This is a genomic window from Roseateles noduli, assembly GCF_050626985.1.
Lineage (GTDB): Bacteria > Pseudomonadota > Gammaproteobacteria > Burkholderiales > Burkholderiaceae_C > Roseateles > Roseateles noduli_A.
Window position 1 is genome coordinate 5,749,338 of the sequence record NZ_CP192463.1, and the last position, 24,252, is coordinate 5,773,589.

General features: G+C 61.3%; 17 protein-coding genes and 1 pseudogene. 10 read left to right on the top strand and 8 right to left on the bottom strand.

Features of this window, described 5'->3' with window-relative positions; genetic code table 11:
* Window position 1: 1 nt before the first annotated feature.
* Together ACQ4L4_RS25135 and ACQ4L4_RS25140 are read left to right on the top strand one after the other, a co-directional pair.
* The gene (locus tag ACQ4L4_RS25135; RefSeq protein WP_431101516.1) at window positions 2-433 is read left to right on the top strand and encodes a hypothetical protein; all 432 of its coding nucleotides are present in this window, start codon (window positions 2-4) and stop codon (window positions 431-433) included.
* A 76-nt stretch (window positions 434-509) separates the two neighbouring features.
* On the top strand, window positions 510-740 hold the full coding sequence (locus tag ACQ4L4_RS25140; RefSeq protein ID WP_431101517.1) for a hypothetical protein: 231 nt from the start codon (window positions 510-512) through the stop codon (window positions 738-740).
* Window positions 741-776: 36 nt separating this feature from the next.
* On the opposite strand, the gene ACQ4L4_RS25145 is transcribed toward ACQ4L4_RS25140, so the two are convergent.
* The 3 genes from ACQ4L4_RS25145 to ACQ4L4_RS25155 form a co-directional block, all read right to left on the bottom strand.
* Entirely contained in the window at window positions 777-1,301 is a 525-nt protein-coding gene (locus ACQ4L4_RS25145; RefSeq protein WP_431101518.1) for an H-NS family nucleoid-associated regulatory protein, read from the bottom strand.
* A gap of 157 nt (window positions 1,302-1,458) precedes the next feature.
* Window positions 1,459-2,043 (bottom strand): HAD domain-containing protein, encoded by a 585-nt coding sequence (locus ACQ4L4_RS25150; protein WP_431101519.1) that lies wholly within the window; start codon window positions 2,041-2,043, stop codon window positions 1,459-1,461.
* Window positions 2,043-2,588, bottom strand: coding sequence for an HAD domain-containing protein (locus ACQ4L4_RS25155; RefSeq protein ID WP_431101520.1), 546 nt, complete (start codon window positions 2,586-2,588; stop codon window positions 2,043-2,045). Before ACQ4L4_RS25155 ends, ACQ4L4_RS25150 begins: the two co-directional genes overlap by 1 nt.
* A 229-nt stretch (window positions 2,589-2,817) precedes the next feature.
* Here ACQ4L4_RS25155 and ACQ4L4_RS25160 point away from each other — a divergent pair, with 229 nt between their 5' ends.
* The 7 genes from ACQ4L4_RS25160 (at window position 2,818) to ACQ4L4_RS25190 (ending at window position 15,255) form a co-directional block, all read left to right on the top strand.
* The gene (locus tag ACQ4L4_RS25160) at window positions 2,818-3,042 is read left to right on the top strand and encodes a hypothetical protein (RefSeq protein WP_431101521.1); all 225 of its coding nucleotides are present in this window, start codon (window positions 2,818-2,820) and stop codon (window positions 3,040-3,042) included.
* A gap of 1,271 nt (window positions 3,043-4,313) precedes the next feature.
* Window positions 4,314-5,939, top strand: coding sequence for a TniQ family protein (locus ACQ4L4_RS25165; RefSeq protein ID WP_431101522.1), 1,626 nt, complete (start codon window positions 4,314-4,316; stop codon window positions 5,937-5,939).
* Window positions 5,940-6,621: 682 nt separating this feature from the next.
* Window positions 6,622-8,277 carry an AAA family ATPase gene (locus ACQ4L4_RS25170; RefSeq protein WP_431101523.1) on the top strand — a complete coding sequence of 552 codons (1,656 nt, stop codon included), beginning with the start codon at window positions 6,622-6,624 and terminating at the stop codon, window positions 8,275-8,277.
* Between the two features lie 571 nt (window positions 8,278-8,848).
* Window positions 8,849-10,066: a TnsD family Tn7-like transposition protein gene (locus tag ACQ4L4_RS25175; protein ID WP_431101524.1), complete on the top strand. Its 1,218-nt coding sequence runs from the start codon at window positions 8,849-8,851 to the stop codon at window positions 10,064-10,066.
* Window positions 10,056-11,762 carry a TniQ family protein gene (locus tag ACQ4L4_RS25180; protein WP_431101525.1) on the top strand — a complete coding sequence of 569 codons (1,707 nt, stop codon included), beginning with the start codon at window positions 10,056-10,058 and terminating at the stop codon, window positions 11,760-11,762. The genes ACQ4L4_RS25175 and ACQ4L4_RS25180 overlap by 11 nt, the downstream gene beginning before the upstream one ends.
* Complete coding sequence (locus ACQ4L4_RS25185) at window positions 11,759-12,571, top strand: hypothetical protein (protein WP_431101526.1); 813 nt, start codon at window positions 11,759-11,761, stop codon at window positions 12,569-12,571. The genes ACQ4L4_RS25180 and ACQ4L4_RS25185 overlap by 4 nt, the downstream gene beginning before the upstream one ends.
* Before the next feature lie 5 nt (window positions 12,572-12,576).
* Window positions 12,577-15,255, top strand: a complete 2,679-nt coding sequence (locus ACQ4L4_RS25190) for a hypothetical protein (RefSeq protein WP_431101527.1) — start codon at window positions 12,577-12,579, stop codon at window positions 15,253-15,255.
* A gap of 143 nt (window positions 15,256-15,398) precedes the next feature.
* On the opposite strand, the gene ACQ4L4_RS25195 is transcribed toward ACQ4L4_RS25190, so the two are convergent.
* The 4 genes from ACQ4L4_RS25195 to ACQ4L4_RS25210 all read right to left on the bottom strand — a co-directional run bounded on the left by ACQ4L4_RS25195 (window position 15,399) and on the right by ACQ4L4_RS25210 (window position 21,483).
* Window positions 15,399-16,157: a hypothetical protein gene (locus tag ACQ4L4_RS25195; protein ID WP_431101528.1), complete on the bottom strand. Its 759-nt coding sequence runs from the start codon at window positions 16,155-16,157 to the stop codon at window positions 15,399-15,401.
* 953 nt (window positions 16,158-17,110) lie between these two features.
* Window positions 17,111-19,210 carry a P-loop NTPase fold protein gene (locus ACQ4L4_RS25200; RefSeq protein WP_431105013.1) on the bottom strand — a complete coding sequence of 700 codons (2,100 nt, stop codon included), beginning with the start codon at window positions 19,208-19,210 and terminating at the stop codon, window positions 17,111-17,113.
* Entirely contained in the window at window positions 19,132-21,057 is a 1,926-nt protein-coding gene (locus tag ACQ4L4_RS25205) for a type I restriction-modification system subunit M (RefSeq protein WP_431101529.1), read from the bottom strand. Before ACQ4L4_RS25205 ends, ACQ4L4_RS25200 begins: the two co-directional genes overlap by 79 nt.
* A gap of 42 nt (window positions 21,058-21,099) precedes the next feature.
* Window positions 21,100-21,483, bottom strand: a complete 384-nt coding sequence (locus tag ACQ4L4_RS25210) for a helix-turn-helix domain-containing protein (RefSeq protein WP_431101530.1) — start codon at window positions 21,481-21,483, stop codon at window positions 21,100-21,102.
* 253 nt (window positions 21,484-21,736) lie between these two features.
* Here ACQ4L4_RS25210 and ACQ4L4_RS25215 point away from each other — a divergent pair.
* Window positions 21,737-21,886 (top strand): annotated as a pseudogene (locus tag ACQ4L4_RS25215) (IS5/IS1182 family transposase); the annotation flags it as partial.
* A gap of 213 nt (window positions 21,887-22,099) precedes the next feature.
* Here ACQ4L4_RS25215 and ACQ4L4_RS25220 read toward each other — a convergent pair.
* A complete protein-coding gene (locus ACQ4L4_RS25220) occupies window positions 22,100-24,073 on the bottom strand; it encodes an ATP-binding protein (protein ID WP_431101531.1) in 1,974 nt (657 codons plus the stop codon).
* Window positions 24,074-24,252: the final 179 nt, after the last annotated feature.

Sequence of the window (24,252 nt, forward strand, 5' to 3'; positions counted from 1 at the left end):
GATGAACGAGGCATTTGGAGGCCCGCGTCAGAGCTCCGGTGGCGCCGCCAAGCGTCCGTTGACCGCCACTGAGGCCTTCGGATTGGGGAATGGTGGGTCGGAGCTCAGTGAGCTCGGCGAAGCTTCGCAGAAGCGATTCTGGCTAGGCCAGGCAGGGCCTCGAACACTGCAGTTCGAGTTCAGTCTGCGGTATGAACTCGATGAGCACGACGCGCTTCTCGACTTGGCCATATGTCGGCTAGAGCGCGCAGGCTGCGCTGACACCCTGCTGGGCGCAGACATCAAGGGGCAGTTGGAACTGCAGTTTGTGCGGGAGGCTGCCTCAGCTGAGCAAGCGCTGGTGAGTGCCACCGATGCGGTGAAGAAGGCTTTCCCGTCCGCGCGCCTGGTGAAGATTATCCCGGCCCCCGACACTCCCACAACGACCTGCTGAGTTGCATCGCTGCTCGAGGTCGAGGTTTCCAAGTACGAGGCTCACAGTGACAACTGGTGCAACTGAAGATAGTCAGATGAACAAGTTCAACGCGGAAGCCGAGGACCTGATGCGCGTCTCAGGCGCAGAGGCCGCCGCAGTTATCGTGGTGAGTAGCCTCCGAGGCTCAGGCTGCTCGTTCGCAGTCCACCCGATGAACGACACCCCCGACTACCGACTCAAGCTCGCCGATGCGCTGGAGATGCTTGCAGGTATGGTGCGAGCGAGAGCGACGGGCGGGAGGCGTCCGCAAGGGTTTGCCAACTGACGGACCCCGGCAGCCAAGCTTCAGTTTCAGCGAAGCTCAGGTTTTGCTGATGGGCATGTCCTCGGCAGCTCTTCCGGCGGCCAGGGCCGCAACGAACCATCCCGGACGTGCCCCCTTGCCAGTCCAGGTCTTGCCTTCCCCGTTGTGATACTTCGGCACGCCGACACGCTTCACCTTGGCCGCGGGTTTGCGCTTCGTGGCCGCGGCACGCGTAGCCTTGGATTCGCCAGCGGACTTGCTCGCGCCGCCCGAGACTAGAAGGTCCTCAGGCGTCTTCCCAGATTCAATAGCGGCCACAAACCAGCGGGGGCGCTTGCCCACACCGGACCACGTTTGGCCATCAGCAGATTGGTACTTGGCAAAGCCGCCGCGCTTGCCCTTTGGAGCTGCAGAAGGCTTCTTCGTGGCTGAGCCGAACAGGTCTTCTGGCGTCAGGTTGTAGTGCTGAATAGCTTCCTTGATTCGGCCAATCACACCGGCAACTTCCTTGGCGCGAATTGAGCTTGCTTCCTTCTGAAGCTTGTCGATTTGGCTCAGGACCTGTTGCAGCGATTTGGGCATCTCGGACTCCGATTGGTTAGACGGCGCGGAGGAGTGCACCGTGGTGCGCATTAAAGCAGGAAGCAGCCGCCTTTCAGCGCTTCGGAAGTTCAACGAGAGATGAATTCGCCAAGTCCATCGAAAGTGAGTTCGATGGATTTCACCGGATGCCGGCAGCTCAGAGCCCGAGGTTTCTGCCCTTAACAGGCAGCTTCAAGGCCGCCTCCAGGGCAGGTAGGAGCCAGAGGTGAAGACCTCGGCCGACTTCGCACAGAACTACGCGACCTTCTCGCTCCAAGGACGAGCCGGTGAGGCCGGTTCCACTCACGAAGTCATCGAGAACGGCGAACGATTCGCCGCAGTGGTTGGTCGAGAGCCAACGCTCGATGGCCGCCAGGCGTGTTTCAAAGCGGTTCTGGGGAGCGTCCCATTGCTCGTGCATGGCATCGGCAACGCTCGCCAGGCCGGTGAGCCTAAACACCTCAGCCATGGCCGCCCGGTTGAACAGCCCAAGCCACGTGGACGTCACGATGATGCGCGGTCTCGCCCGTTGCATCAGCAGGTCCAACGTGAGCCGCGCTTCTTCCTCGAACATCGTTTCCCACGGGAATGGTTCGGCGCCTGCTTCCCGGCGGGCGCCGAGCGCCCGCGCGGCCTCCCGGCCCCCGTGATGGTGGCTGACGCACAGGACGTCATCGATGTCGAGAAACAGCAGAGGCGCGTGCTCCGAGCCCTGCTGTTTCTCGTGGCGTCGACTGGGCATCAGCCGGGTCCCATCCGTAGAACAGCCTCCATCCGTTCGACCACGGCCGGGTCGGACAAGCCTTGGCTGCCATCACAAACCACTAGCCGCTTCCGAAGCTCTGTCTCCGCGGGCCATCCGTCCAGGTCGTCCGATACGGCAACCCAGTTGCTCGAGGGGTGCAGGGTCAGGTGGTAGGACAGCGATGCGAAGCTGCTGCGCAACTTGCGTACCTCCGACAAGCTGATGAACCGAAGCTTTGGTGGGGTCTCGCCATCGATGCGGGCCTGCAGCCACGGTGGGGCGAGCGCTCGGACTCGTTCGAAACCAAGAGCGGCTGTGGCGGACGTCCAAAGCACGAACCTCAGGTCCCAGCGGCGCGCCAGGTCCTCAAGGCCCGCGACCCAGCAGAACGGTGGCCTAGCCGGGCCGGCGAGGTCGCCATGGAAGTAGCTCGTGCCTACCGGATGGACGACGCCGTCGGCGTTCAAGAAGCACGTGGGCGGAAGAGGCGCGGCCCCTGGCGTTGGAGCCGGCGCTGCTTCGTCGATGCTGAGTGGCTTCATGTTCAACCCTCGGTGTGACGTCCAGCGATGCTGATAGGAGCAGCGGCTGCGGACTGCATAAGTGTCGTGCACATCGGCTCTGTGTGGGGCCAAGCCACGTGTGTACACACAGGAACGCCTGTATGCAGCAACTGTTCATGTGCCTACCTTGGTGGGCCTCGCCAACGCAGAAGACGCGACGAAGCCGGGTGGTCTTGCTGCGGCGCGACGTGAAGGCTAAGGTGTACGCATGCCCGACTTTGTCCCTTCTGACGCGCAGCAGAAGCTCATCCGTGAAGCGCAGGAACGGGCGCGTCTGAATGCTGCCTTTGGCCGTCCAGTTCCGGACGAACTGGTGCGTCGCATGCAGGCTGAGGCGGCCGTCGAAGCAGCCGGCCAGGTGAACCAACCTCAAGCCAGAGCGCCGGAGCGGTCGCTCATCCAACGCGTGAAGGCCTGGCTGCTGGGTAGGTAGCCGACGGCCATGGGCGAACTTCTGTTACGGCGCACTCCCTGCGACCAGCTCACCCCTTCCTTCTCCGCGCGCGCGCTGGTAGTAGTACATAGAGCTTTGCCTTAGGTAGGAGTTTTTTAAGAACTCCATCCATGGAGAACTCTGGGCAAAGTCACCCCTAAGACCGCGAACAGTCGCTGCCGAGCGTGACTTTCCGGAGTCAAGACTCTGGGCTTTGGCTCCGTGATTGGACCAAAGATGTACTGACATGGCGAAGTTCACTCGCCCCTGTGCTCCGCAGTACTGTTCACCGGTGTCGCGCCCCACATCCCGCTTGCGCATGCTTCCATCGGCCGCGGTGTATCTAGCCCCCTCCTCCGATGGTCAGGGGTGTAGCCCCAAGATTTATCTGAGCGTCCTCCCACATCAAGGAACTGACAGAAGGACACCAGAGAGGTCGTCGCAATCCAACTCCAACGTGAACAGTTGCTGTAGCTGTGCAGTTCACCCGCCTGTGCCGGGCCGAATAAATCCAAGACTCTATAGATGCAGGCCAACCAGGCGGAACGATGTGGCGCGAGTGATAGCAGTCGCCGACTGCACTGAGAACGACCCCATTGCCTCAATAAACCATCCACTCGGCGTCGATGCCTTTGTACCAACTGTGTGGTTCATGAATCGAATGCGTCTCTAGTGACGAGAGGTGAAGTCGAACGGGAAGTTCTTGGGCTTGGTTGAGAAACGCGAGTCCGGTTCCTATCATCCGCTCCGTTGGAATTCAATCTCGGAATCGTGTTGACTCTCAATATGACTGGAGATTTGAAATGAAAAGTCTTGTCTGAATGAGAAGGTCTTGGAGTCTTGTGAAAATTACTGAGGTGGAGGTCGGCAATGAAGGATAAAAATCTCAAGCCCACCGGCAAGCCGAACGTCGTGGTCAGAGATAGGGCGCTATCGAATACCCGTCGGGCCGACCAAGCATTGACTCGCCGCGGCATCTCGATAGAACACGCACCGCCCGCCCACCCGGCCTACAAGGATGATGACGAGAGACTGGCCGCTCATCCGAGAACAAGCGCTCCTGCCTTGCGCAGCAGACGTCCCGGCCCCCTAAGAGGCGCTCGACGTGAAATCGTTCGGAGGTGGCGAGGACAGAGCCACGGAGGGAGCTGCCTCGGTGCGAGTCGGCGCCTCAGAGCTGGCCCCTTCTCGGCGAAAGACGGTCGTCGGAGGGGCTCCGCGGTGATGTACACGCGAGACGCAGTTTGGGCCATCGGTGACGCAGGTATCACTTGCTCAGCAAGGAGGCGTGCACGGTGCCGAATGCAAAGTTGAACATGGCTTCGGCCCCGCCTGTTCAGCCAGGGGAAACCGTTCTGGGATACCTTGCACGATGCTACCTGCTGGGCATCGATATCCATCAAGAGGGTGCGCCGTGGTTGGTCCCTGGGCATCCCGTCCTCCTCAGCTCCGGCGTGCTTCTAACGAGGTTGGATGCGATGGCGGAGTGGCTCAGTCCCGTGTTCGGCAGCGGCTACGAGATTCTGGCGGGGCACACGATGCTGCCGCTTCATCTTCCGTTCGCCACCGTCGAGAACGTTCCAGCCGTCCTTGACTTTGCTCTCCAGGGCGGGACCGCCCGTGCATTGCACTCATCCCTCGGATTGAGCCAAAGGGGGCTGACGGCGAAGTTCCGCCTGAGCCTGTGCACGCAATGCGTTGAGGAGGACGTCGAACGCCTGGGATTTTCGTACTGGCATCGCGAGCATCAGTGCATAGGACTGGGCTACTGCGCGACCCACGGCTGTCCGCTTGTCTCTGGATGTGGGGGGTGCCACTACTCACAGCCGACCGCAACCAGGCTGCGCCTTCCTCAGTTGCGTTGCTGGTGCGGGCAGCCTCACGAGTTCACGGTAAACCAGATGTCGGAGGAGGATGGTGAGGTTCTCACGCGGTTGGCCGTCAATGCGAAGAGCGTTCTTGAAGGTGCCCTGGAGGGGTGGGATGCGAACAGCGTCGGCATCTACTATCAAATGAAGGCTCGCGAGCTCGGCTACGACGCAGGCGTCTACCTTCGCAGCAGAGACCTAGCGATGGATGCGCTCGTTCCCTATTCCGACCAGGTTCTGAGCAGGTTGAACTCAGCGGGAGGAGACCGCGGCCCAAAGTGGATGCACCAGACACTCGCGCGGGGGGTGGCCCCCTGCGTCGTTGGCCGAAACCTGCTGATGTTCGACATCTTCGGTGGGAGTCTGCCGGACGATGAGGACCTACGGATGGCCAGGGAGACCTCCGCCACCGGACGTGCGGGCACTCGGTCCTACACGGCTGGGTTCGGGAAGCACTCCATCGAAGAAGACCGGGCGGCAATTGAAGAGCATCTGGAGCGGAACCCTGGCGCCAGCCGTAGCGAACTCAACAGCGTTCTGCATCGAACAGTGGCACGGGCTCGCTCGCGCGACGCTGACTGGCTCGAGCAAGTTTCTCCCAGTCGCCGGCACATCATCCAGCCGCGCAGCGAGGAACAGCAGTCTGAGGCCCTCGCCGCGCGTGATACCCGAACGGCCGCACACATCAGGAAGCGGCATGTTGAGCTCTTGGCCTATGAAGGTGATGCACCGAAGCAGATGACCAAGCAGGTGTTATTGAGAGGTGTTCCGGTGGCGCAGAACATCACGACCGCAGCGCTGACGGAGCTTCCGTTAACCAGGTTGGCGCTCGAAGAATGTACGGAAACGCGCGCAGTGTTCAGGAGGCGCCTTGCGACGTGCATCCTTAAGTACGGAGAAGGTGACGCGCGCCAGCGCTACTCAAGCGCCTACCGCCGAGCCAAGTTGGGGCCCGACGTGCTCGACGAGATTGGGAGGGAGCTCGGCCTGCTGGCCCGGAGGCGCACGCGTAGCCGGAAGCCCACATAGCCCGCTGCGACGAAGTCGCAGGGCCTTGATGAATGGCCGCAACCTGTCTGCGTGTCTTGGCCCAATCGAGATGCCGACGGCTGTACGGCGAAGTACTGAACCAATCAACAAGAAACTAGTCTTGTCTCGCTGTTCGGGATGAACAGTCGGTGTAGCTCGATTGCCCCAAGCTTCAGTGAGTCTTGTGGATACAAGACCTTCGCGTCGCGGCTAAGCATGTGAACTCCCAGAGCTGATTCAGTTTTGCCGGATGACCCCGCGAGAATCCCCTCAAACTCCGCGCTCAATCGTGTCACTGATGTTGGGGGCGTCACTCAATGCGTCTTCCTCTGGCGAATGAGTCGCGACGTTGAATCAAGTGCCGAGCGCGCTTGCCATCTCGCATTCGTGCATGCCTATCATCCGCCCGCTTCGAGTTAATTGACTTTGCGCCTGCTAATCATTTGGTAGTGACAAAGACATTAAGGAGAGTGCTCGTGACTGTTGTGAAGAACGCTATCGAGAGTCTTGTCGTAACGAGTCGAGGCATTGACCTCTTCGCGGACGCGTCGGGGGCCGTGCGCGGCGGGGGGCTCAAACCGCTACCGGTGACGAGGTGCATCCGATGCTTCGGGGTTTTGACACACCCGGGGCCCACGGGCCGCATGGACCATGGGTCGATGAGCGTGCAGAGGGTCCAATCATGAGCGACACCCCTAAAACCGAAGCGGGCGTGGAGTCGTCTGCCGACGATTACCCGTCGACGCAGAAGGTCCTGCGCAAGAAGGGCCAGTACGACCTCATCGACGGGTTCAGGGTCTGGCGGCAATATCGGGAAGAGGTGGAACCGGAGCTGGCGGACAACGAGATGGCCTTGGTGCTGCCGATGCTGGAGGACGATGACGACGTCGAATCAATCCTGTCCGTATTCCCGGTAGAGCGTGCGCCTGACTTCTTCGAGCGTTCTCGTGGGTTGCGCATTGGGTACCTGCAGACGATGGACAAGTTCTACGTGCCGCGCGACTTCGACATCGACGTCGTCCTTGAGATTGTGGCTTTGGCTCGAGAGGGTATGCGCGGACGGCACCCAAAGAACCCTGAAGTGATGAAGGTGATTTTGGCCGCAGCTGACGGGAAAGAGTTGATTGTCAAGCGAACCACCAGGACCGGCGGTGGTGGTGGCTTGGGGATTGTTCTCATCGGAAGTAGCGGGATAGGGAAGTCATCGCTCATCGAGCGAGTCAAAGAGCTCTTTGGCTATGAACCCCATGTCCACCTGTCTGTGAACGGTAAGCCCTGCAGATGGATGCAGCTGACTGCAGTTGTCGTGAAGGTCCAAGAGACATGGAAGGGGACGCTACTCGAGATACTTGCGGAGATTGACCGTCAGACTGGCCGAGGCGTGATGCGCGGCTTCAACAACAACACGAGCACAGCCAAACTTCTTCTCGCGGTCAAGCTGGCCCTCTGCGGCCAGTTCGCTCCAATCCTCATCCTCGATGAATTTCAGTGCTTAGGCCGGCTGACGAAGGCGGCGGCCGAAACAATTATGGCCGGCCTCCTTGAGATTATGGAGTACGGCGGTATTCCGGTCGTGGTTGTCGGAACAGTGGCTGTCGGAGCTCTCTTCGAGCGCCACGCCATGGAGATGAGCAAGTTCGCCGGCGCCGGACGATTTGACATGCCGCTGATGAACCTCGACGACAAGGACACCGAGGTGCTGATGCAGATGTTCAAAGAGTTCGCTGTGTCCAAGACGCCGGTCGTCTACTCCGATGACTTCAACTACTGGTTCATGGCTCACACCATGGGTGTTCGACGCTTCATGAGGATAACCATGAAGGCAGTTCTCAAGCGCCACGCGAAGGACGAGAGAGTCATTGCCGACAAATCCCTCCTAGAGGCCATCGCAGCGAAGGAGATGGCCTCATGGCAGTTGGCGCTGTCCCTCCTTCGCAAGGCCGACCTAGGTTTTGAGGTGCCATTGGCCGACCAAGATGCGTACGAACACTTCTATTGGACGGCGGACAGGCCCAAGCCGACTCCGGCCGAGGAGGCTGCCCATCTTGAGTGGCTTCAGGAACACCTTGACGACGAAGGGATGCTTACCGCCGAGGAGTACCTGATTTATAAGGCGCGGCTCTCCGCCGATGGCCTCCGTTTCGCAGACAAAGACGAGGCGCAAGCCAAGCGTACGAGGGCCGCAGCGAAGAAGCCGATGACGTCCTACGAGTACGGCAAGAAGAACCAGGTCAAGCGGGACAAGAAGGCGCAGAACAACATGGACCGGGTCGTCAAGGCCACGACTAAGTTCGACGACCCGACGCCGGCGCCGGACGTAGCCGGCGCTCTCGATTGAACAAGGTGCGACGGCGATGAACCACCTTCCCGTCGTACCGCAGGAGGCTTTGCCGAGCTACTCGCTCCGGCTGCAGCGAGTCAACGGAATCACCGCACGCGGAGCGTCCGAACTCGGCCTGGGGAAGGCGAGATGGTCGAGTGTGGACTGGACGCTGCCGACCGGACTTGGCGCCTTCTCAGTCAGATTCGGCGAGCCTCTGGGCCGCGGCGACCCTGCGTACTGGCTCACCTCTCACACGTTGGCTCCCTACTTTGCGTCGACGCTCACGATGGAGCGGCGCTCTGCCTTCCGGGACCGCTTGCTGGAAGCGAACTGCGGACCGCGGCGGCCACTGTTGCCGGTCGCAGTCGACGAGTGGCTGGCCGCCCCTCCGCTCATCTGCGCAGAGTGTGAGGCTCATTTCCAGCGGACGCTCGGTCATTCGGTGGTGTTGCGCCACTGGTTGCTTCCGTTCGCAACACGCTGCTCCGACCATGGGGAGCCGCTCCAGAGGTGCGGTCACTGGACCCCAGTAAGCGCTCGGAATCTGGTGAACAGACCGCTGATACCATGCCGACAAGAGGGGAGCTTGCAGCTCACCGCTTCCGCCGAGAGTCTGCTGTTCGGTGGACGGAACTTGCTCAACGAGTTAGGCGCGCTCCTTCAGTCTCGCGGGCTGGTGACGTCGAAGGGCAGCATCCGCAGGAAGGCGCTGGTCACACACCTGGTGCAGTTCAGCCAGGGCCGCTTTGAGCATCCTGAGCTGGATAACCTCCTCAGCACTCATGCGAAGGCAGAGGCGCTGCTTGCACCGCTGTGGAACGGGCGCGGGACGCTTCACCCATCGGTCGCAGCAATCCTCATCAGCGCACTGGAAGCGCTCGAGCCCACGTCTCAGCCGTCTCTTTGGGAGCCTAGGCGAGACATCCGCTCCCCCGAGCTCGACGCCGCTCTGGCCAACGGTCAGCGACCCACTCAGGCCGCGGGCTCGTTCGGCATCTCAGTCCAATCGGCCATCCAACGCGCGATGGAGCTTGGAATCCCCGTCGGCCGGCGACCCAAGGTGCTGACGTCAGAACTCACCAAACAGGTCAAATCGCAGCTCAGGGCCGGACTGGCGGTTGGCGCCGTAGCCCGTTCGACAGGCCTCTCGCAGTCGACGGTCTATCGCATCCTCTCCGCCTCTACTGAGCTCAAAGTGGCGTGGACGTCGCGACTGTCTCAGCGTTTCGGCGATGAGCTCACCTTCCGTCGTGAACGCTTTGCGGCCTTGGTGCAAGGGCATCCGGAGATGGGGGCGAAGGACCTGAGAGGTTTGGCGCCGGCCGACTACGCATACCTCTACCGCGTGGACCGAGACTGGCTGAAGGAGCTGATGCCCGCACCGATTGCGCGGGGAAAGAGCAAGCCCCCGCGCTCTCGGGCGCCGCAGGGGGCGGACGATGCTCTGGCCGAGAAGGTGTCGCGTGCCTCGGCTCAAACCAAGTACGCGCCAGCGCCGAAGCAAACCGTGACCGCTGTGATGCACAACGCTGGCCGTACCTTCGCTCACGTGCCAACGGGCGGAATGCCAAAGACAGCCGCCGCACTCTCTGCGGCCACCGAGTCACTTCGCACCTATGTGTTCCGCCGCTTGCTTTGGACGGTCCGCCGTCTGCGGCATGAGGGCCGCTGGGCACCTGACTGGCAGGTGAAGAAGGAGTCCAGGCTCCGCGCAGAAATCATCGACGCTGCGGGCGTTCAGGTGTCCGAGGTCGTCGCGCGGGCCGAGGTTCTCAGGATGCAGGAGCTGCTCCATGAAGCTTGATTCACCCATCTCCATGCGGCTGCCCCAACTCCGCCCAGTGAGGAAGACCGACTCTCTCCTTGGGTACATCTTCGAGTGCACTCACCTGAGCGGCTGGGTGCGGATGAAGGACCTCGCGACCGACCTTGTCGATAGGCAGGTCATCCAGCCACCCTGGACGGTGCCCACGAACTTGCGCGGCATCTGCGAGAAGCTCGAGCCCGTGTTCGCTTCGGCTGAACAGATTCTCGAAGAGCACACCTGCCTTCCCGCGCACCTGCCGTTCGTGTCCCTTGAATCGAAAGAGATTGTCCTGAGTCATGTGCTGGACGGCGAAAAACAGATGGGCGTAGCCAGCCTTCTGGGGCTCGGCGGGCGAGGCATCGAGAGCAAACCGGAGTTCGCGCTCTGCCCTGAATGCCTGAAGGAGGACCAGAAGGAAGGAGCGGGCGCCTGGCGGAGGGAGCACCAGCTCGCCGGTCTTGGATACTGTCCGCATCACGGCTGCCCGCTCCTGGTCGGTTGCGGTAACTGTCACTTTTCGCAGCGAGGTAGTCGGCAGATGCAGCTGCCGCATCTGCGTTGCAAATGCGGCCAGAAGCGAGCCCTGAGCCATCCGGCCGTATCGGAAGACGATGGAAAGGTGCTGACGCGGATGGCGCAGCTCGGCTACCAGTTGCTGAACGGTGCCATGAAAGATTGGTCCGCTCGGGAAGTGACGGGCTACTACCACCTGAAGGCGAAGGAGTTCGGATATGCCTTCGGCGGACGCTTCAAAACGGTAGCCTTGGTCGATGAGTTGAGACGCCGCTATTCGCCGGCGGTCCTGCAGCGGCTCAACGCAGACCTGACGCTCAATAGGAACTGGCTTCCGCTCGTCTTCGGAATGAACGGAACGTCGCCAGTCCTAGGGCGCAACCTCCTGCTGCTGGACTTCTTTGGCGCGGGCAAGCTCCCGGGGCCGGAGCAGCTCCAGCCGAGCAGCGACTACATGGCGGTCTGGCGCCCAGCCAAGAAGGGTGAACCCCGCGGGCAGAAGGAGGCGCCGATGCAGCCTTCCGACAAGCGGCTCATCCTGGAATACATCAACGCCCATCCGTTGGCGGGTCGCTCGGAGCTCCTTCGCAACCTTGGTCGCGTGGTGACGCGCGTCAGAAACCAAGACCCGGAGTGGTATCAGACCGTCTGTCGTCCCAAGGCGGCAGGTCGGGCGGCAAGCACGGAGGAGGAGCGCGCGTCTTATTTGCAGATGCTCGACAAGCGGACTGCGGCGCACGTGAAGAAGCGGCTTGCTGACCTGCTATCCGACCGCGGGCGTGACCCCAAGATGATTACCAAGACAGCACTTCTGAAGCGTGCGGTACGAGGCAACGAAATCTCGGAGGAGCTCCTCAAATCATTGCCCAAGACTCGCGCCGCCATCGAAGAGGCGGAGGAGACCACTGCGCAGTACAAGGAGCGGTTCGCCCTATCCATCCTCCGGTTGAGCAGAGGCGACCCGCACACGCTGGGCCGAGCGCAGGTTCGTACCGGACTAAGGAGGACACACGTAAACCAGCTCAACGCAAAGGTGCTCGCCGAAGAGGTGGACGCGGCCGGGAGGAAGAGTCTGGAAGGAACCGGCGAAGGCTCCAACGACGGCCCCAACGACGGTCCTAACGCTGGTGCCAAGCGTGACAACGGCGGCCGGCGAAACCAGCGGAGAGGCAGAAGGTGAGCCATCCTGCATCGAGACTGCGCCTCCTGGCCCATGGAATCGCGGAGCTGCCGCCTGACATTAATGGTGAGATAGACGGTCCGGAGTACCGCACCATTCTGACTATCAAGGAGCTGCGGGCGAAGCTGAACACTCGCGAGGAATCGCAGTCCGTCTGGTGCGGTCGGAAGCTGTCGCTAGCCTCTGGAGAGGAGGAGCATGCGTTCTGGGTGATGGAGGGCGATTGGAACATCCTGAGCGTCAGAGAGGGCTACTGGTACTCCAACCGAGGGGCGGAGGAGACGGTACTGGCGGGCGAACGGCCAAACAGGGTCAACGTGGCGACGTTGGACTTCGTGACTACCAGGGCACCGACGCCGCCCGACCGTCGCCTTAGATATGAGGCACTCTCGTCTAAGCCCATATCGCAGTGGGATAAGCCGGCGGTCGTTCTGAAGCACGACAGAGAGCAGGCGTACTGCGCACCGCGCGGCTGGGGCTGGCGCCGGCTGGACCCACCGCCGGAACAGGCGGTAGAGAACCATCGCACCCTTCGGCGATGGGTCATCCCCGTGTCTTGGACCATCGACGACGCGAACGACGACGCTCGCGAACTGGCGACGCAGCTGTACTGCACGTCAAGCACCAAGCCGCTCAAGCGGCTTCTCGCGATGGTCGGCAGGCGGCTCGGAATCTCCGAGAACGACCAGGGCTTCGTCTTCGCAGCGGCCTACTACTTGGGGTACCTGGGTCTTGACCATAGAAAGCCCCTTGACCCATATCTGCCCTTGTCGCTCGCGCCGTCGCCGCGCTGGAAGCGTCCGGGCTAGCAGCCATGGTTGACGAAAGCCTCGAGAAGCTCAACTTCCTTGTGGGCGCCGTCTACGAGACCTCGGGCCGTGAAAGCAAGCTCATGCGGCTCATCTGCGAGGACGTGAAGCGCAAGAAGTTGCTCTTCAAGGTCGTCGCTAAGAAGTGGCGAAGGGACGTTCGAGAAGCCGAGGAGATGGACCTTGACAACGGGCTTTCGCTTTTGCGCACCGGGGCCATTCGGCAGGTCCCTGACACCATCAGACCTGCCTTCATGAACCTCAGTGACCGGGAGTTGAAAGAGCGCTCTGTGGCGCGGCAGGTCAACGGGAACTCAGAGGACGAGCAGAAGCGCGCTGCGGACGAAAGTGCAGCGGTATGGCTCGCCGAGAGAGACAACCTGTACGAGCTGATTGCCGGCTTGGTCACAGCCGATGCCATCGCCGCCACCTACTCGCCGGTAGCCTCCCGTGAGGTTCTGCTTGAGCACTGCGTTCTGGTCGGAGTGAATCTGCAGTCCCTGAGGCGCATCCTTCACAAGTTCGCCTGGTTCGGATTGGACAGGAACGCTCTTCTTGAGCTTCGTCCATCCAAAGGCGCAACGGGCGGAACGCGCTTGTCTGGCAGAACGCGGGGCGCGAAGAGCGATGCGCAGAAGCTGCTCGGGGACCACTACGCGACACGCCCCGTCAACGGGGAAGACATCAAGCGCGTCGAGTTGGTGCTTCGAGCGTCCTACGTCAAGAAGTGGCGCAACCTGACGGAGTGCTACGAGGACTTGCAAGTCCTGTACTACACGGAGAACCAGTACGGCCTCTTCCAGAACCGACCGAAGAAGGTGCCAAGCTACGAGCAGTTTCGCTATCACGCACGCAAGCTCATCATTTCGCTAGAACTCGAGAAGTTGAGAACTCACCATTCCGACAAGGAGGGGGTGTTTGAGTCGAGAGGCGTGAGCTGGGACCTAGCCCCAGAGGCGGGCGACATGTACGACACGGACGCGACGGAGTTCAATAAGGAACTCATCGATTCTCTCGGTGCGAAGGGTGTCAAAGTCAACGTAGGGAAGGCGACCGTCATTCTTGTCATCGACCGAAGAAGCAAGAAGATTGTTGGTTGGCACGTCAATCTTGAACCCGAGAACTGGGCCGAGGGATATCGACTCGCGCTCTACTGCGCATTCACGTCGAAGACCGAGCATCTGAAGTACCTCGAAATCGACGAGCCGGACGCCTTTCCAGACGATGAGAACATCATCTGTCGTGCGATTTACTCCGACGGTGGGCCGGCCTCCGCTGAGGCGGCACGAGCTTCCTACGACCGCCTGCACATTGACTTTGTGATGCCAGGTCCGGCGGTGCCTGAAGGCAAGGGCGACGTCGAGGGGGGCATCGGCCAAGCTCAGAAGGACCAGGCGGGTGACCCTGGTGGCTACCAGCGCACCAATCAAACGCACGAGCGTCAGAAGAGGCGACTCGCGAAGCTTCTTGCATCCGAAGACGTGTATCAGCTGGAGCAGAAGCTGGTGCGGTTCATCATTCGGAAAAATGCTGCGCGAAACAGAGAGCACCTGCTCACCGCAGAGATGAAGAGCGCGAAGCACCGCGTGGAGCCCAGCTCGAACGCCATCTTTAGCTGGTCACTTCAGAAGATGGGAGGTGTGCGCCATCGGGTTCGAACCGATGTTGAAATCTTCACTGAGCTCTTGAGCCATGAGACGCGCACTGTCACTGTGGATGGAGTCACCATCGAGCGCAATGTGTACAACTCGGAGGCAATGAGTCGGAAGCGCAGACGACTCGGTGACTCTTTCGCGACAAAAATCTACTACACCCCGAGCAGGCCGGAGGTGGCCTATTGGGTCACTGATGACGGTCAGATGGACGCGCTGCTGCCGAACAAGACCAGTAGGAAACGCAACGGTCGCATGACCTTTGAGGAACTGAGATTTGAGTCGCAGGTGACTCGAGCCAGGGCCAAGATTGCCGACGAGAAGGCGAGGAAGACGGGAGCGGTGTCGCAGGCGATGTTCGAACTCATGACTGCGCGCTTGCATCGGGTAAACGGAGTCCGAAGGAAGAAGCCGACGGCCAACATCAAGGGGTTCCGCCAGGTCGCCAATGCCATTGCCAAGTCGAAGAGGCCGATGGACCAGGACCCGATTGCGCTTCTGATGAAGAACCGGAAGGAGGCGCAGAGGAAGGCGCGGGCGGAAGCTGCAGAGGAGGCTCAGCGCGCTGCTTCGGCTGTCGCTCCGGTGGCCGCTGCGCCTGATGTTGCTGCCGCTCCGCCGGCCAATGCGCCGGCTGCGGCTACAAGTGCGCCGGCCGCTACGGTGCTGCCGGTCGCTGCGGTCCGGGAGGGTGTGCCGGGTGTGCAGGGTGTGGCGTTGGGGCGAGAGGCCGCCGGCTCCCCGGATGTTGCGGAGGTGACGCCCGCGGCAAAAACGCCGGCCGAAGAGGCGCAGATGTTTGCTGACCTCCTGGCGGCGCAGCACGCGGAGGCCCGCGTTGGGAGCGCTGCTCCTGCCGCAGCAGGGAGAGGGCCGGTCGGCAAGACTGCACCTTCGCCAGCAGCAGCGGCCGGACCAGGACCTGCGAATTCGCCGCCGTCAGCGCCAGCACCAGCGCCTGGGATGTCCAAACCTATGAGCGCGGCGGAGCGCTTCCTCCAGCGGTTCGCTGATAGCAAGAAGAAGCCTTGAAGCACCGGAACGGGCGTGATGCGGCTTGCGGTCCGCAGCTTGGAGGCAAAAAGGGTGCGCGCGCTGAGTACGGGTCGAAGTCAAGAATGAACGTCGTTCACTGATTGTTCGAGCGGCCCGTGGGCCAAATCAGGCCAACTGGTCTACGGCTTCTCTATCACTTCGGCTTGGAAGGCACCAGGCCCGCCTTTTATCTTGAACGAAACCTCTTCTGGTTGCACTGCTGGCGTTTTGGCCGCCTCCACAGCTTCCGCTGTCACGATGCCCAGGTTCACCAGCAGCTGTTCCATTTCGTTCGCGACCTGCAGCACGACGTTGGACCGCTGCCATACCGATGAGACCAGTGCGATGCGGTACATCCCCACACCCAGTGACTTCTCATAGGCAAGCGCCTTCTCGCGATGAACCTTGTTCACATGGAAGTACCGGGAATACAGGCCGGCCTTGATGACGTCCTCCGCTTTGACTGCCGGCTTTTGTTCGGGCATGCCCATGGCGCCCCAGAACACAGCGCGGTCCCAAGAGGCCTTCCGCTCCTTCTTCCATGGATGGAGGTCCGAGTTCAGCTGGGAGACAAAGTTCAGTAGCTTCAGGAAATTGACCTCTTCGTCGTTGGCGTAGAACGGCCGGAACCGAAGCGCGAGTCTTTCGAAGAGAGGCTCTGGGAGGTTGGGAAACACAAGCTCCAGCTCTGAACTGACCGACGCATTCAGCAAGTCGACCGGCGAGGCTCCGGGAACTAGCGCCGAACGGGGAAAGACTGGCTTGATGTTCATCTTGTGCCCGTTCGAGATGTCGGGTAACTCCGCGACAACATGCTTCAACGGCTGAGCCGTCTCCCAAAACAGGGCGAGCGTCGCTCGGTTTTCCTCCGGCTTCGGCAGCTTTAGGTCGTAGGTCATCAAAGGGGAGATGCAGGCTTCACCGCGCTCGAGCGGCAGCTTGCGCGCGACATCTCGCCAGCGTTCTTCGCGTTAGAGAAGGCTGAAAGTCTGCCATGCAAGAGGTCCGCTTTCGTTGCGGAGCTGCCTTCCGGTTCAAGGCCCGCTGGCGGTCAGGACGGGCAGGCGTTCCGGACAGTTGTGGCCAATGCGGAAACGAGGTCTGCGGGAACTTAGGAAAAGTTATAGAACGGTTCAATAATTATTGAGCGCAGTCCTAACTCTCCATGTGAACTCAGGATGTGAGTGCACGCATACTGTTTTGCGCCTGCAATGCTTCTTGATGTGTGCGGGTCGTAGCAGCGCGACGCAGCAGCATGTCTCTCTAGACGTCTTGATGAGGCGGCGAGGTCCGGGACACAGGCTTTCGGGCGGGCCGATGCGGCTCTGGTCAAAGCGTTAAGCGGGGCGCAGCACCCACGCGCTTGGAGCATCCCCGGCAGAGCGGTTTGACGAGCTACCGAGCCCTCTCTTGTTTCAACCCCGGTTGCACCACGCGGCGGTCGAGTATTAGCTTGCTCGAAGCGAAACGGATAAATCTCGAACGCGGCCTGGAATCGCGAGTATTGGATGTTTCGTCGGAACCGGTTTGGAATCAAGCACGTTTGGTATCGCGGGCCTAGTCCTGTACCGCCATTTGGCAGGAAACGCGTGCAAAATTTCGTCTTGAGGGGGAGGGGGTGTCGCCGGCTGGCCTGCGGCGAGGTCTGGCGGAAAGTGCTGTTAAATCAGGCGCTTAGCCGTGTTCTGCGGCAACCGTTCGATGTGGAATTTCCACTTCTAATCCACCCCCGCAGTGTTGACCGTATAAACAAAGACGGTCAGCCTTCGAGAAAAGCGCTGCGTTCCTCCCCCCTCCTTTGAGAAGCGCCCAATGAAGATACATCAGGGAGTCTCGTCGCCGGCTCTGGGCTTCAGTCCTTCGTGTCGATGGCGGCTGCCGCCGTCACCAGTCGATCCAGTGCAGCAAAGAAGAACGGCATGGACTCCGAATATGTGGTCTTGTAGTTCGACGAGATCACGCTCCGGTCGAGATTTCCCAACTTCTTTTTCATAGTTGGGCCAAATGTCGACCAGTACTTCGCCAGTTCGTCGGGCGTCCAGAACTTTGTCAATGCGGCCTCCGCAACGTCAGCCGTTCGTTCACCCATGCTTTCGAACAGAGACTGCCGCATGTTCCGGAGGCAGAAATCTCCGAACTCCAATGCGTTTGAATCGTGGACCAAGGGATTGAAGCAGAAGTACAGCAGGTACCTCTTCATCAGCTTTCCAATGCCAGCGCCGTCACCGCTCCCTGCCTCATCGTAGAAGCCACAACCGATCCCAGTCTGATTCGATGCGTTCGAATTGGTCAGCTGGTAGATTACAAAGTCTTTGACGATCGATCGAGCAACGGCGGCAGACTCTGCGAGCTGTTCAGTGTCCATGCCATCCGGTGGACCGGCATCTCCAAAAATCGCCTGGTCGGAAACTTCGTTTACCGCGGCAAAGAAGCTTAGCTTTCCGTCAATGAAGGCTGCCCGGAAGCGCTTGAATATCTCCTGCGAAAGCCGTCGCATGGAGTTGGTCGCGAGCACACTCACTAGGCCAGTGACAACCGCGTTCGCATCTTCGTACCGCAGCAGCCCCGAATAGAGGCTGTGGAGATTTCCGCCGCGGTCGATGCTGCAGCGTAGGCGCAATAGCATCAAGTCATTCCAACCTAACGGGCCGCGATCACCGGCTACCAACTGATCGATGATCGCCTTCGGATGGGCGCTCACATGTCCAAAGATTCGTTGACCAATCTCCCCCGCCTCCGCCGGATCGCGAGGCCGCCCATTACGAGGTTCGCTAAAACCCGCGCGGTCCAGTAGTCGAGCAAGCGATGACACCGACTGCTGCCGAAGGCTGTAGTCTGCTTTGTCATGACTGGAGTAGCGCGGCAAGTAGGCCACCAGCGTCGAGATGACTTGACCCGCAGCACTCCTGCTGAGCTGATGTGCCTCGTTCAGAAGGACCTCCCAGAACTGCGCATGGGTCTTGTCGCCCCGGCTCAAGGAAAACTCACCGTCCTGCAGAACCGCATCAACCTGCTTGTCGCCGCGGATGATCGCCTGCACGGCGTCGATGTATAGGCGATAAGTGGCCTCCGGTGCCGGCACGACCAGCCGCACGATCAGGGCGAGGTAGTTCTCGAGGTTCTTGGTTCCAGTGTTGAAGCACGCACGAGTCCGGAAGTCGCCTGTGGTCGGACGCTGATAGCTGGTGAAACCTAGCGTCTTGACATCGAAGAGCTGCCGCAATAGGTAGGCTGCGTGCGCTTCAAGCCCCTTTAGGATCTCCCCAAATTCGTCCGAGTTCGCCAGATTCGCGGTGTTTTCATCGCCCCCTCGCTGCAGCGAGAAGATACCAACGTGCCCCTCGCTTTCCTCCGCATAGATTCTCCTGAACAAGCCGGGGTAGAACAGGTGAATCAGAACCAGATTGATGAGGTCGCGGTAGTGAAAGTCGCTTCGCTCGATATCTAGGTCAGGCAGGCGCATCATGACCATGGCGTTGACGAAACGCTTGATCTTTCGCATGTCGCCCAATAGCGGCATGTAGTGCTTCGTCTCTGGGCCTTCCAAGATCTTCGCGACCTCTTCCAGCATCAAAGACAAGAAGTGCTTCGACCCAGACGGAACAAGCTGAGAGCCTGCAGACTTCGGACCCCACTCCAACCTCAGGAACTTTGCAATCGACTTTCCTTCCAGGAACAGGCTGAATTTGACAGTGATGAACTTCTCAAGGAACTCGCGGGCACGAGTGCCTTCGTCCTTCCCCGCTACGAGCATTTCTGTGTCATAGCAAAGGATGTATGTCGCCTGGGTCAGGTTGAATGTTCGTCTGACCGTGAACAGGACATTGTTGACAAGCTTGGCGTCCAGTCGGTCAAGATCCTCGCTGATCACGATCAGCCTGCGGCCCACACGTCGAAGGACGGCCTCAATGTCCTCGAGTAATTCATCGACAGTCTCATTCGAGGGCTCCAGCCTTTGTCCACCGTCTTGCCGGGTGAGCCGTCCGTGTTCTTCTTGGTCTCCAGCACGCGGTAGGGCGTAGCCTTCCAGCCGTCTTCGGCAATGAGGTAGGCGTCGTCCTGCAGAGTCTCGGCCCAGTAGTCCATCAGGTGCTGATAGACGGCGTAGGGGTCGATCAGCTTCTCGGTGGTGGGCTGGTGTTCGTAGTGCGACAGCAGGCCTTCGGCACCGCGGATCAGGTCTTTGGGGTGGAAGCCGCCCTTGTCCAGCGCCTTGAGGCGCTTCACCGCCGCCGAGCGCCATTGGTCGAAGTGCGCGTTCATGGCCACGATGAAGGCCTGGAACTCCGGGTGCTGGTGGATGGTCGGCTTGATGGCGGTGGGCGCCACGGCCAGGTCCAGATACCTAGGCCGCCGGGGCTTGAACAGCGCGGCACGCAGCTGCGGGCACACCGCCCAGTAACGGCTAAGCGCCTCCATGTCGGCCTCGGGGATGCCGCCGTTCAGGTGGGCATCGATGTCCTGCTGGTCTTCGGGCGTGCTGCTGTCGATGTAGCGCGGTAGGTTGAGGTTGAAGTCGTTCTTCTCGATCTCGTCCAGCCCCACCATGCGGGCGTAGCGCGGGTCGCTGCCGTCCAGAGTGTTGAAGGTGTCGACGATGCGGTGGATGTCGCGCTCGCGCAGCCGGTTCTTGGGGCCGTCCTTCATGAAGCCCTGGGCGGCGTCGATCAAGAAGATGCCCTTGCGGGCCGCCGCGCCGGCCTTGTCGATGACCAGGATGCAGGCCGGGATGCCGGTGCCGTAGAACAGGTTGGCCGGCAGGCCGATGATGGCCTGGATGAGGCCGCGCCGAACCAGGCTCTTGCGAATCTCAGCCTCGGCATTGCCGCGGAACAGCACGCCGTGCGGCAGGATGCAGGCCGCCCGGCCGGCGCTCTTGAGCGAGCGGATGATGTGCAGCAGGTAGGCGTAGTCGCCCTGCTTGTCGGGCGGGGTGCCGAAGCCGTCGAAGCGACCGTAGGCGTCGCCCACCAGGCCGTTGCTCCAGCGCTTGTCGGAGAACGGCGGGTTGGCCACCACGTAGTCGAAGGTCTTGAGCTGGTCGCCGTCCAGGAACTTGGGGTCGGCCAGCGTGTTGCCCTGCTCGATCACCGCACCGGGGTTGTGGTGCAGGATCATGTTCATGCGGGCCAGGCCGCTGGTGGCTTCTTCCTTCTCCTGGCCATAGACGGTGACCTCGGTCGTTGCAGCCTCGGCCACCTTCAGCAGCAGGGATCCCGAACCGCAGGTCGGGTCGTACACGGTGGTGTCGGGGCTGGTCTTGGCCTTGGCGATGCCCAGAACCTGGGCCATCACGCGGCTGACCTCGGCCGGCGTGTAGAACTGGCCCTTGCTCTTGCCACTCTCGGTGGCGAAGTGCCGCATCAGGTACTCGTAGGCGTCGCCCAGGATGTCGTCGCCATCGGCACGGTGCTTCGAAAAGTCCAGGTCCTTGGACTCGAAGATGCCGATCAGGTTGGTCAGCTTGTCGACCTTCTCCTTGCCCTGGCCCAGCAGCGCGTCGTCGTTGAAATCGGCCTTGATGCGCAGGCGGTTGGCCTCTTCCAGCGGGCGGACGATCTTCTTATTAATCTGGTCGCCGATGTCGCTCATGCCCTTGAGCGCCACCATGTCGGCGAAGCTGGCGCCCTCAGGAATCTGGATGGGCGCGAATGGCTGGCCGGCGTACTTGTCGCTGATGTATTTGATGAACAGCAGCACTAGCACGTAGTCCTTGTACTGGCTGGCGTCCATGCCGCCGCGCAACTCGTCGCAGGATGCCCAGAGTTTTGAATAGAGGTCAGACTTCTTGACGGCCATGTGTTGTTTTCGTTCTGTCTTGCTTTATCGACGTGGTCAAGCTCATGCCCGTCGAGTATTTGGTCGGAGCGCTCCGAGGGCGTCGTAGATGCGCCAAGCCAGGTCTAGCGACGCGTCCGTGGTCAGCTTCTCGCGCTTCACTTTCGCCTGACGCTGAACCTCCGAGAACGCTTGGCGAAACCGCTCCCTGTCGATGCCAGACGGCGCCTGATGCATGCCGGTCAGGACGTAGCGGATGTCCACGCCGACAGCTTCCATGGCTGCCAGGGTTTCCGCCGAGGGTGAGCTGCGCCCGCTTTCGTATTGGATGACGCTCAGCCGCGAGCCACCGATGGAGTCCGCCATTCCTTGCTGGGTGAGTCCCAGCCGGGCGCGCTCTTCCAGCAGGCGACCTCCGATTTCTTGACGGACTTCGGCGTTTCTCATATTTTGCAAGGAAGTATAGAAATATTGACTATTTACCGTCAATACTTAAGTTCACTCAAATTTGATCAAAGTGAAGGCAATGTCGCTCTCACCAGAGACTCTGGAAGCTACCAAGAAAAAGTTCTACGACGAGGGTGTCGCAGGAAATCAAGAAGGCTTCACTTGATGATGAGATGCCCTGATGCCCGATCCAAGTGGGTATCGAAGTTGCGCGTGGTCACCTAGGAATCTGGTACTGAGTCCGCATGGAGGAGAGCATCCGTTCCGGCTGATCAAGCATCAGTTCGGCTATGCCGAGGTGCGCTATCGGGGCCTCGCCAGAAACACGGCGCGACTGACGATGCTTTGCGCGTTGGGCAATCTATGGATGGCGCGCCGACGGTTGTTGGAAGCGCGGGGATGAATGCGTCTGCCACGCGCAAGACGAGCGCTGCGGCGGGCAGAATCGCGTCAAGACTCGCCTGAATCTCACCCGACCAGCACTTGCGCAGACAGCGCACCAGGCTTGGCCAAACACTTGGTGTCAACCTGTCCGGCGAAGCGGGTTTTACAGACTGTCCCTAGAAACGTGATCATCGGAGACCCATCCTGAAGCAGCACGCCCCACCGCCTCAACTCAACACAACGCCTGCAGCAGCGTCGGCAAGTCATACGGCTTCGCAATCACCGGAAACCCCTCATCCGTCGCCACCTGTGCGACGTCGCTGTGCCCCGTCACCAGCACCGGCCTGATCCTGGGGCGCACGCGACGCACCTCGCGGACCAGCTTGACCCCGTTCATGCCTTGGGGCATCACGATGTCGCTCACTAGGATGTCGGGATCGAATCCGCGGCTGAGCAGCTGCAAAGCCTCCTCCCCGCTGTCCACCGCCTTCACCACGAATCCGCTGGACTCCAGCAGCTGCTGTGTGGCTTCCCTGACGTCGTGGTTGTCGTCGACCAGCAGGATCACCCGGCCGGCCGTGACGACCGTGTCCCCCTCGGGCGCATTCGCTTCCGCGGCGTCTTCCACTGGCCGCGAGGGAATCATCAGGCAGATGGTGGTGCCCGCACCGGGGACGCTGTCCACGCGGATCGCGCCGCCCGAGGCTTCGATGAAGGCCGCGACCTGCGGCATGCCCAGCCCGCTGCCCTTGCCCTGCGGTTTCGTCGTGAAGAAGGGCTCGAAGATTCTTTCGATGACCTCAGCGGTCATGCCCTCGCCGTCGTCGGCCACGCGCAGGACGCAGACAGCGCCGAGCCGCTGGTCCTCCCCCGCCTCCGCCGACATCCGGATCACGCCGCCCGCGGGCATCGCATCTCTCGCATTGGTCACCAGGTTGGTCAACGCGATTTCCAGTTCCAGGCCGTCCACGGCGACCCGCCCCAGATTCGGCGCGGCGCGCAGTTCAACCGTGTGCCGGGCGTCGAGCAGTTGCTGAACGTTGTCCGCGATGCGCTCGAGTTCGATCCTGGTGTCCAGAGGGCGAGCCACCAGCGCCCGACGGGCCGACAACAAGGAGAGCTGGCGCGTGAGCGCCTCCGCCTTGGTGACGCTGCGCCTGATCACCGCCACATCGGCATCGGCGGCTGCGCCGACACGCCGTTGGAGGATGCTCAGGCGGCCTGTGACCACCTGCAGGATGTTGTTGAGGTCGTGGGCGAGACCCGCGCCCAGTTGACCGACCATCCTCAGCTTCTCGGCCTGGGCGAGCTTCTGCTCCGCGCGCTCCCGTTGATGCACGGCGGCTTGAAGTTCCTCGGTGCGTCGGAGCAGTTTCGCCACCGTGTCCGCGAGGCCGCGCTGGACGCGGCGGAAATGATGGGCCAGCAGGACCAGGACGATCGAACTCGCGATCAGGCCTTCGACGCGGACCGAGTACCACGCCAAGGTGTATCGCGAACCGCTGTAGGTGCTCAGCCATACGCCGCCAGCCTCCGCGGTGAGCACGACGACCAGCCAGATGAAGATGGAGCGCCGATGGAGCCCGCGGAGCCCGATGAGGACGATGGCCAGGACTGCCAGGACCGCCGCGCTGTAGGAGCCGTAGACGCTGAAAAGGCTGAAGAACTGCCGCCCCCCTTGGTCGAGCGTGGCCGCGGCATCGGTCCACTGGGAGGCAAAGCCGGCCATGACCGCCGCCGCCGTGGCGACCAGGGGCGGCCAGTAGGTGAAGGTCCGGGGCTCCTTGCTCGGTTGCATCGCGGAGAGCGCCGCCCAGATGATGAAGCACGCAAACCCCGCGCGCCACGTGATGAACAGCCAGCTGACCGCGTGCGGTGAACCGAGCAGGGGCCTGTCGGGAAGCACGGCCCCGGGGAAGGTCAGTACATGCAGCACCGCCATCAGGCCCGCGTAGAGGTACGCGGCAGCGATGACCGAATGCGATCGAGGCTGGCTGGGCGCGGAGATGAGGAGCCAGAACGTGGCCAGGTTGATCATCGCCGCCGCCGCGCCATACATGCCGCTGATGTGGGGCAGCGGGACGAGCGGCTCGGAGGCGTAGGGAAGGACCGACGCGATGCCCACCAGAAGCGCCACGGAAAGCGTCAGCGCGGCACGGCGCTGCGCGGTGCTCGCGATTTCCTGAACGACCTCCCTGAACGGCATCACAGTGCTCCGGCCTTGTCTTGACGGCGGGCGATTGTCCCTCGCGCGCGTCATCCCCTGGGCCGTCGACTCGTTTCGCGTCCGCGCGTTCCGGCAAGTGAGACTGGAGAAGCCTGCGCACCGTGGCGCCTCACGCGACCGAAGGCGGTCTTGTCCGTCTCCGCCTTCGTGAGGCCAGT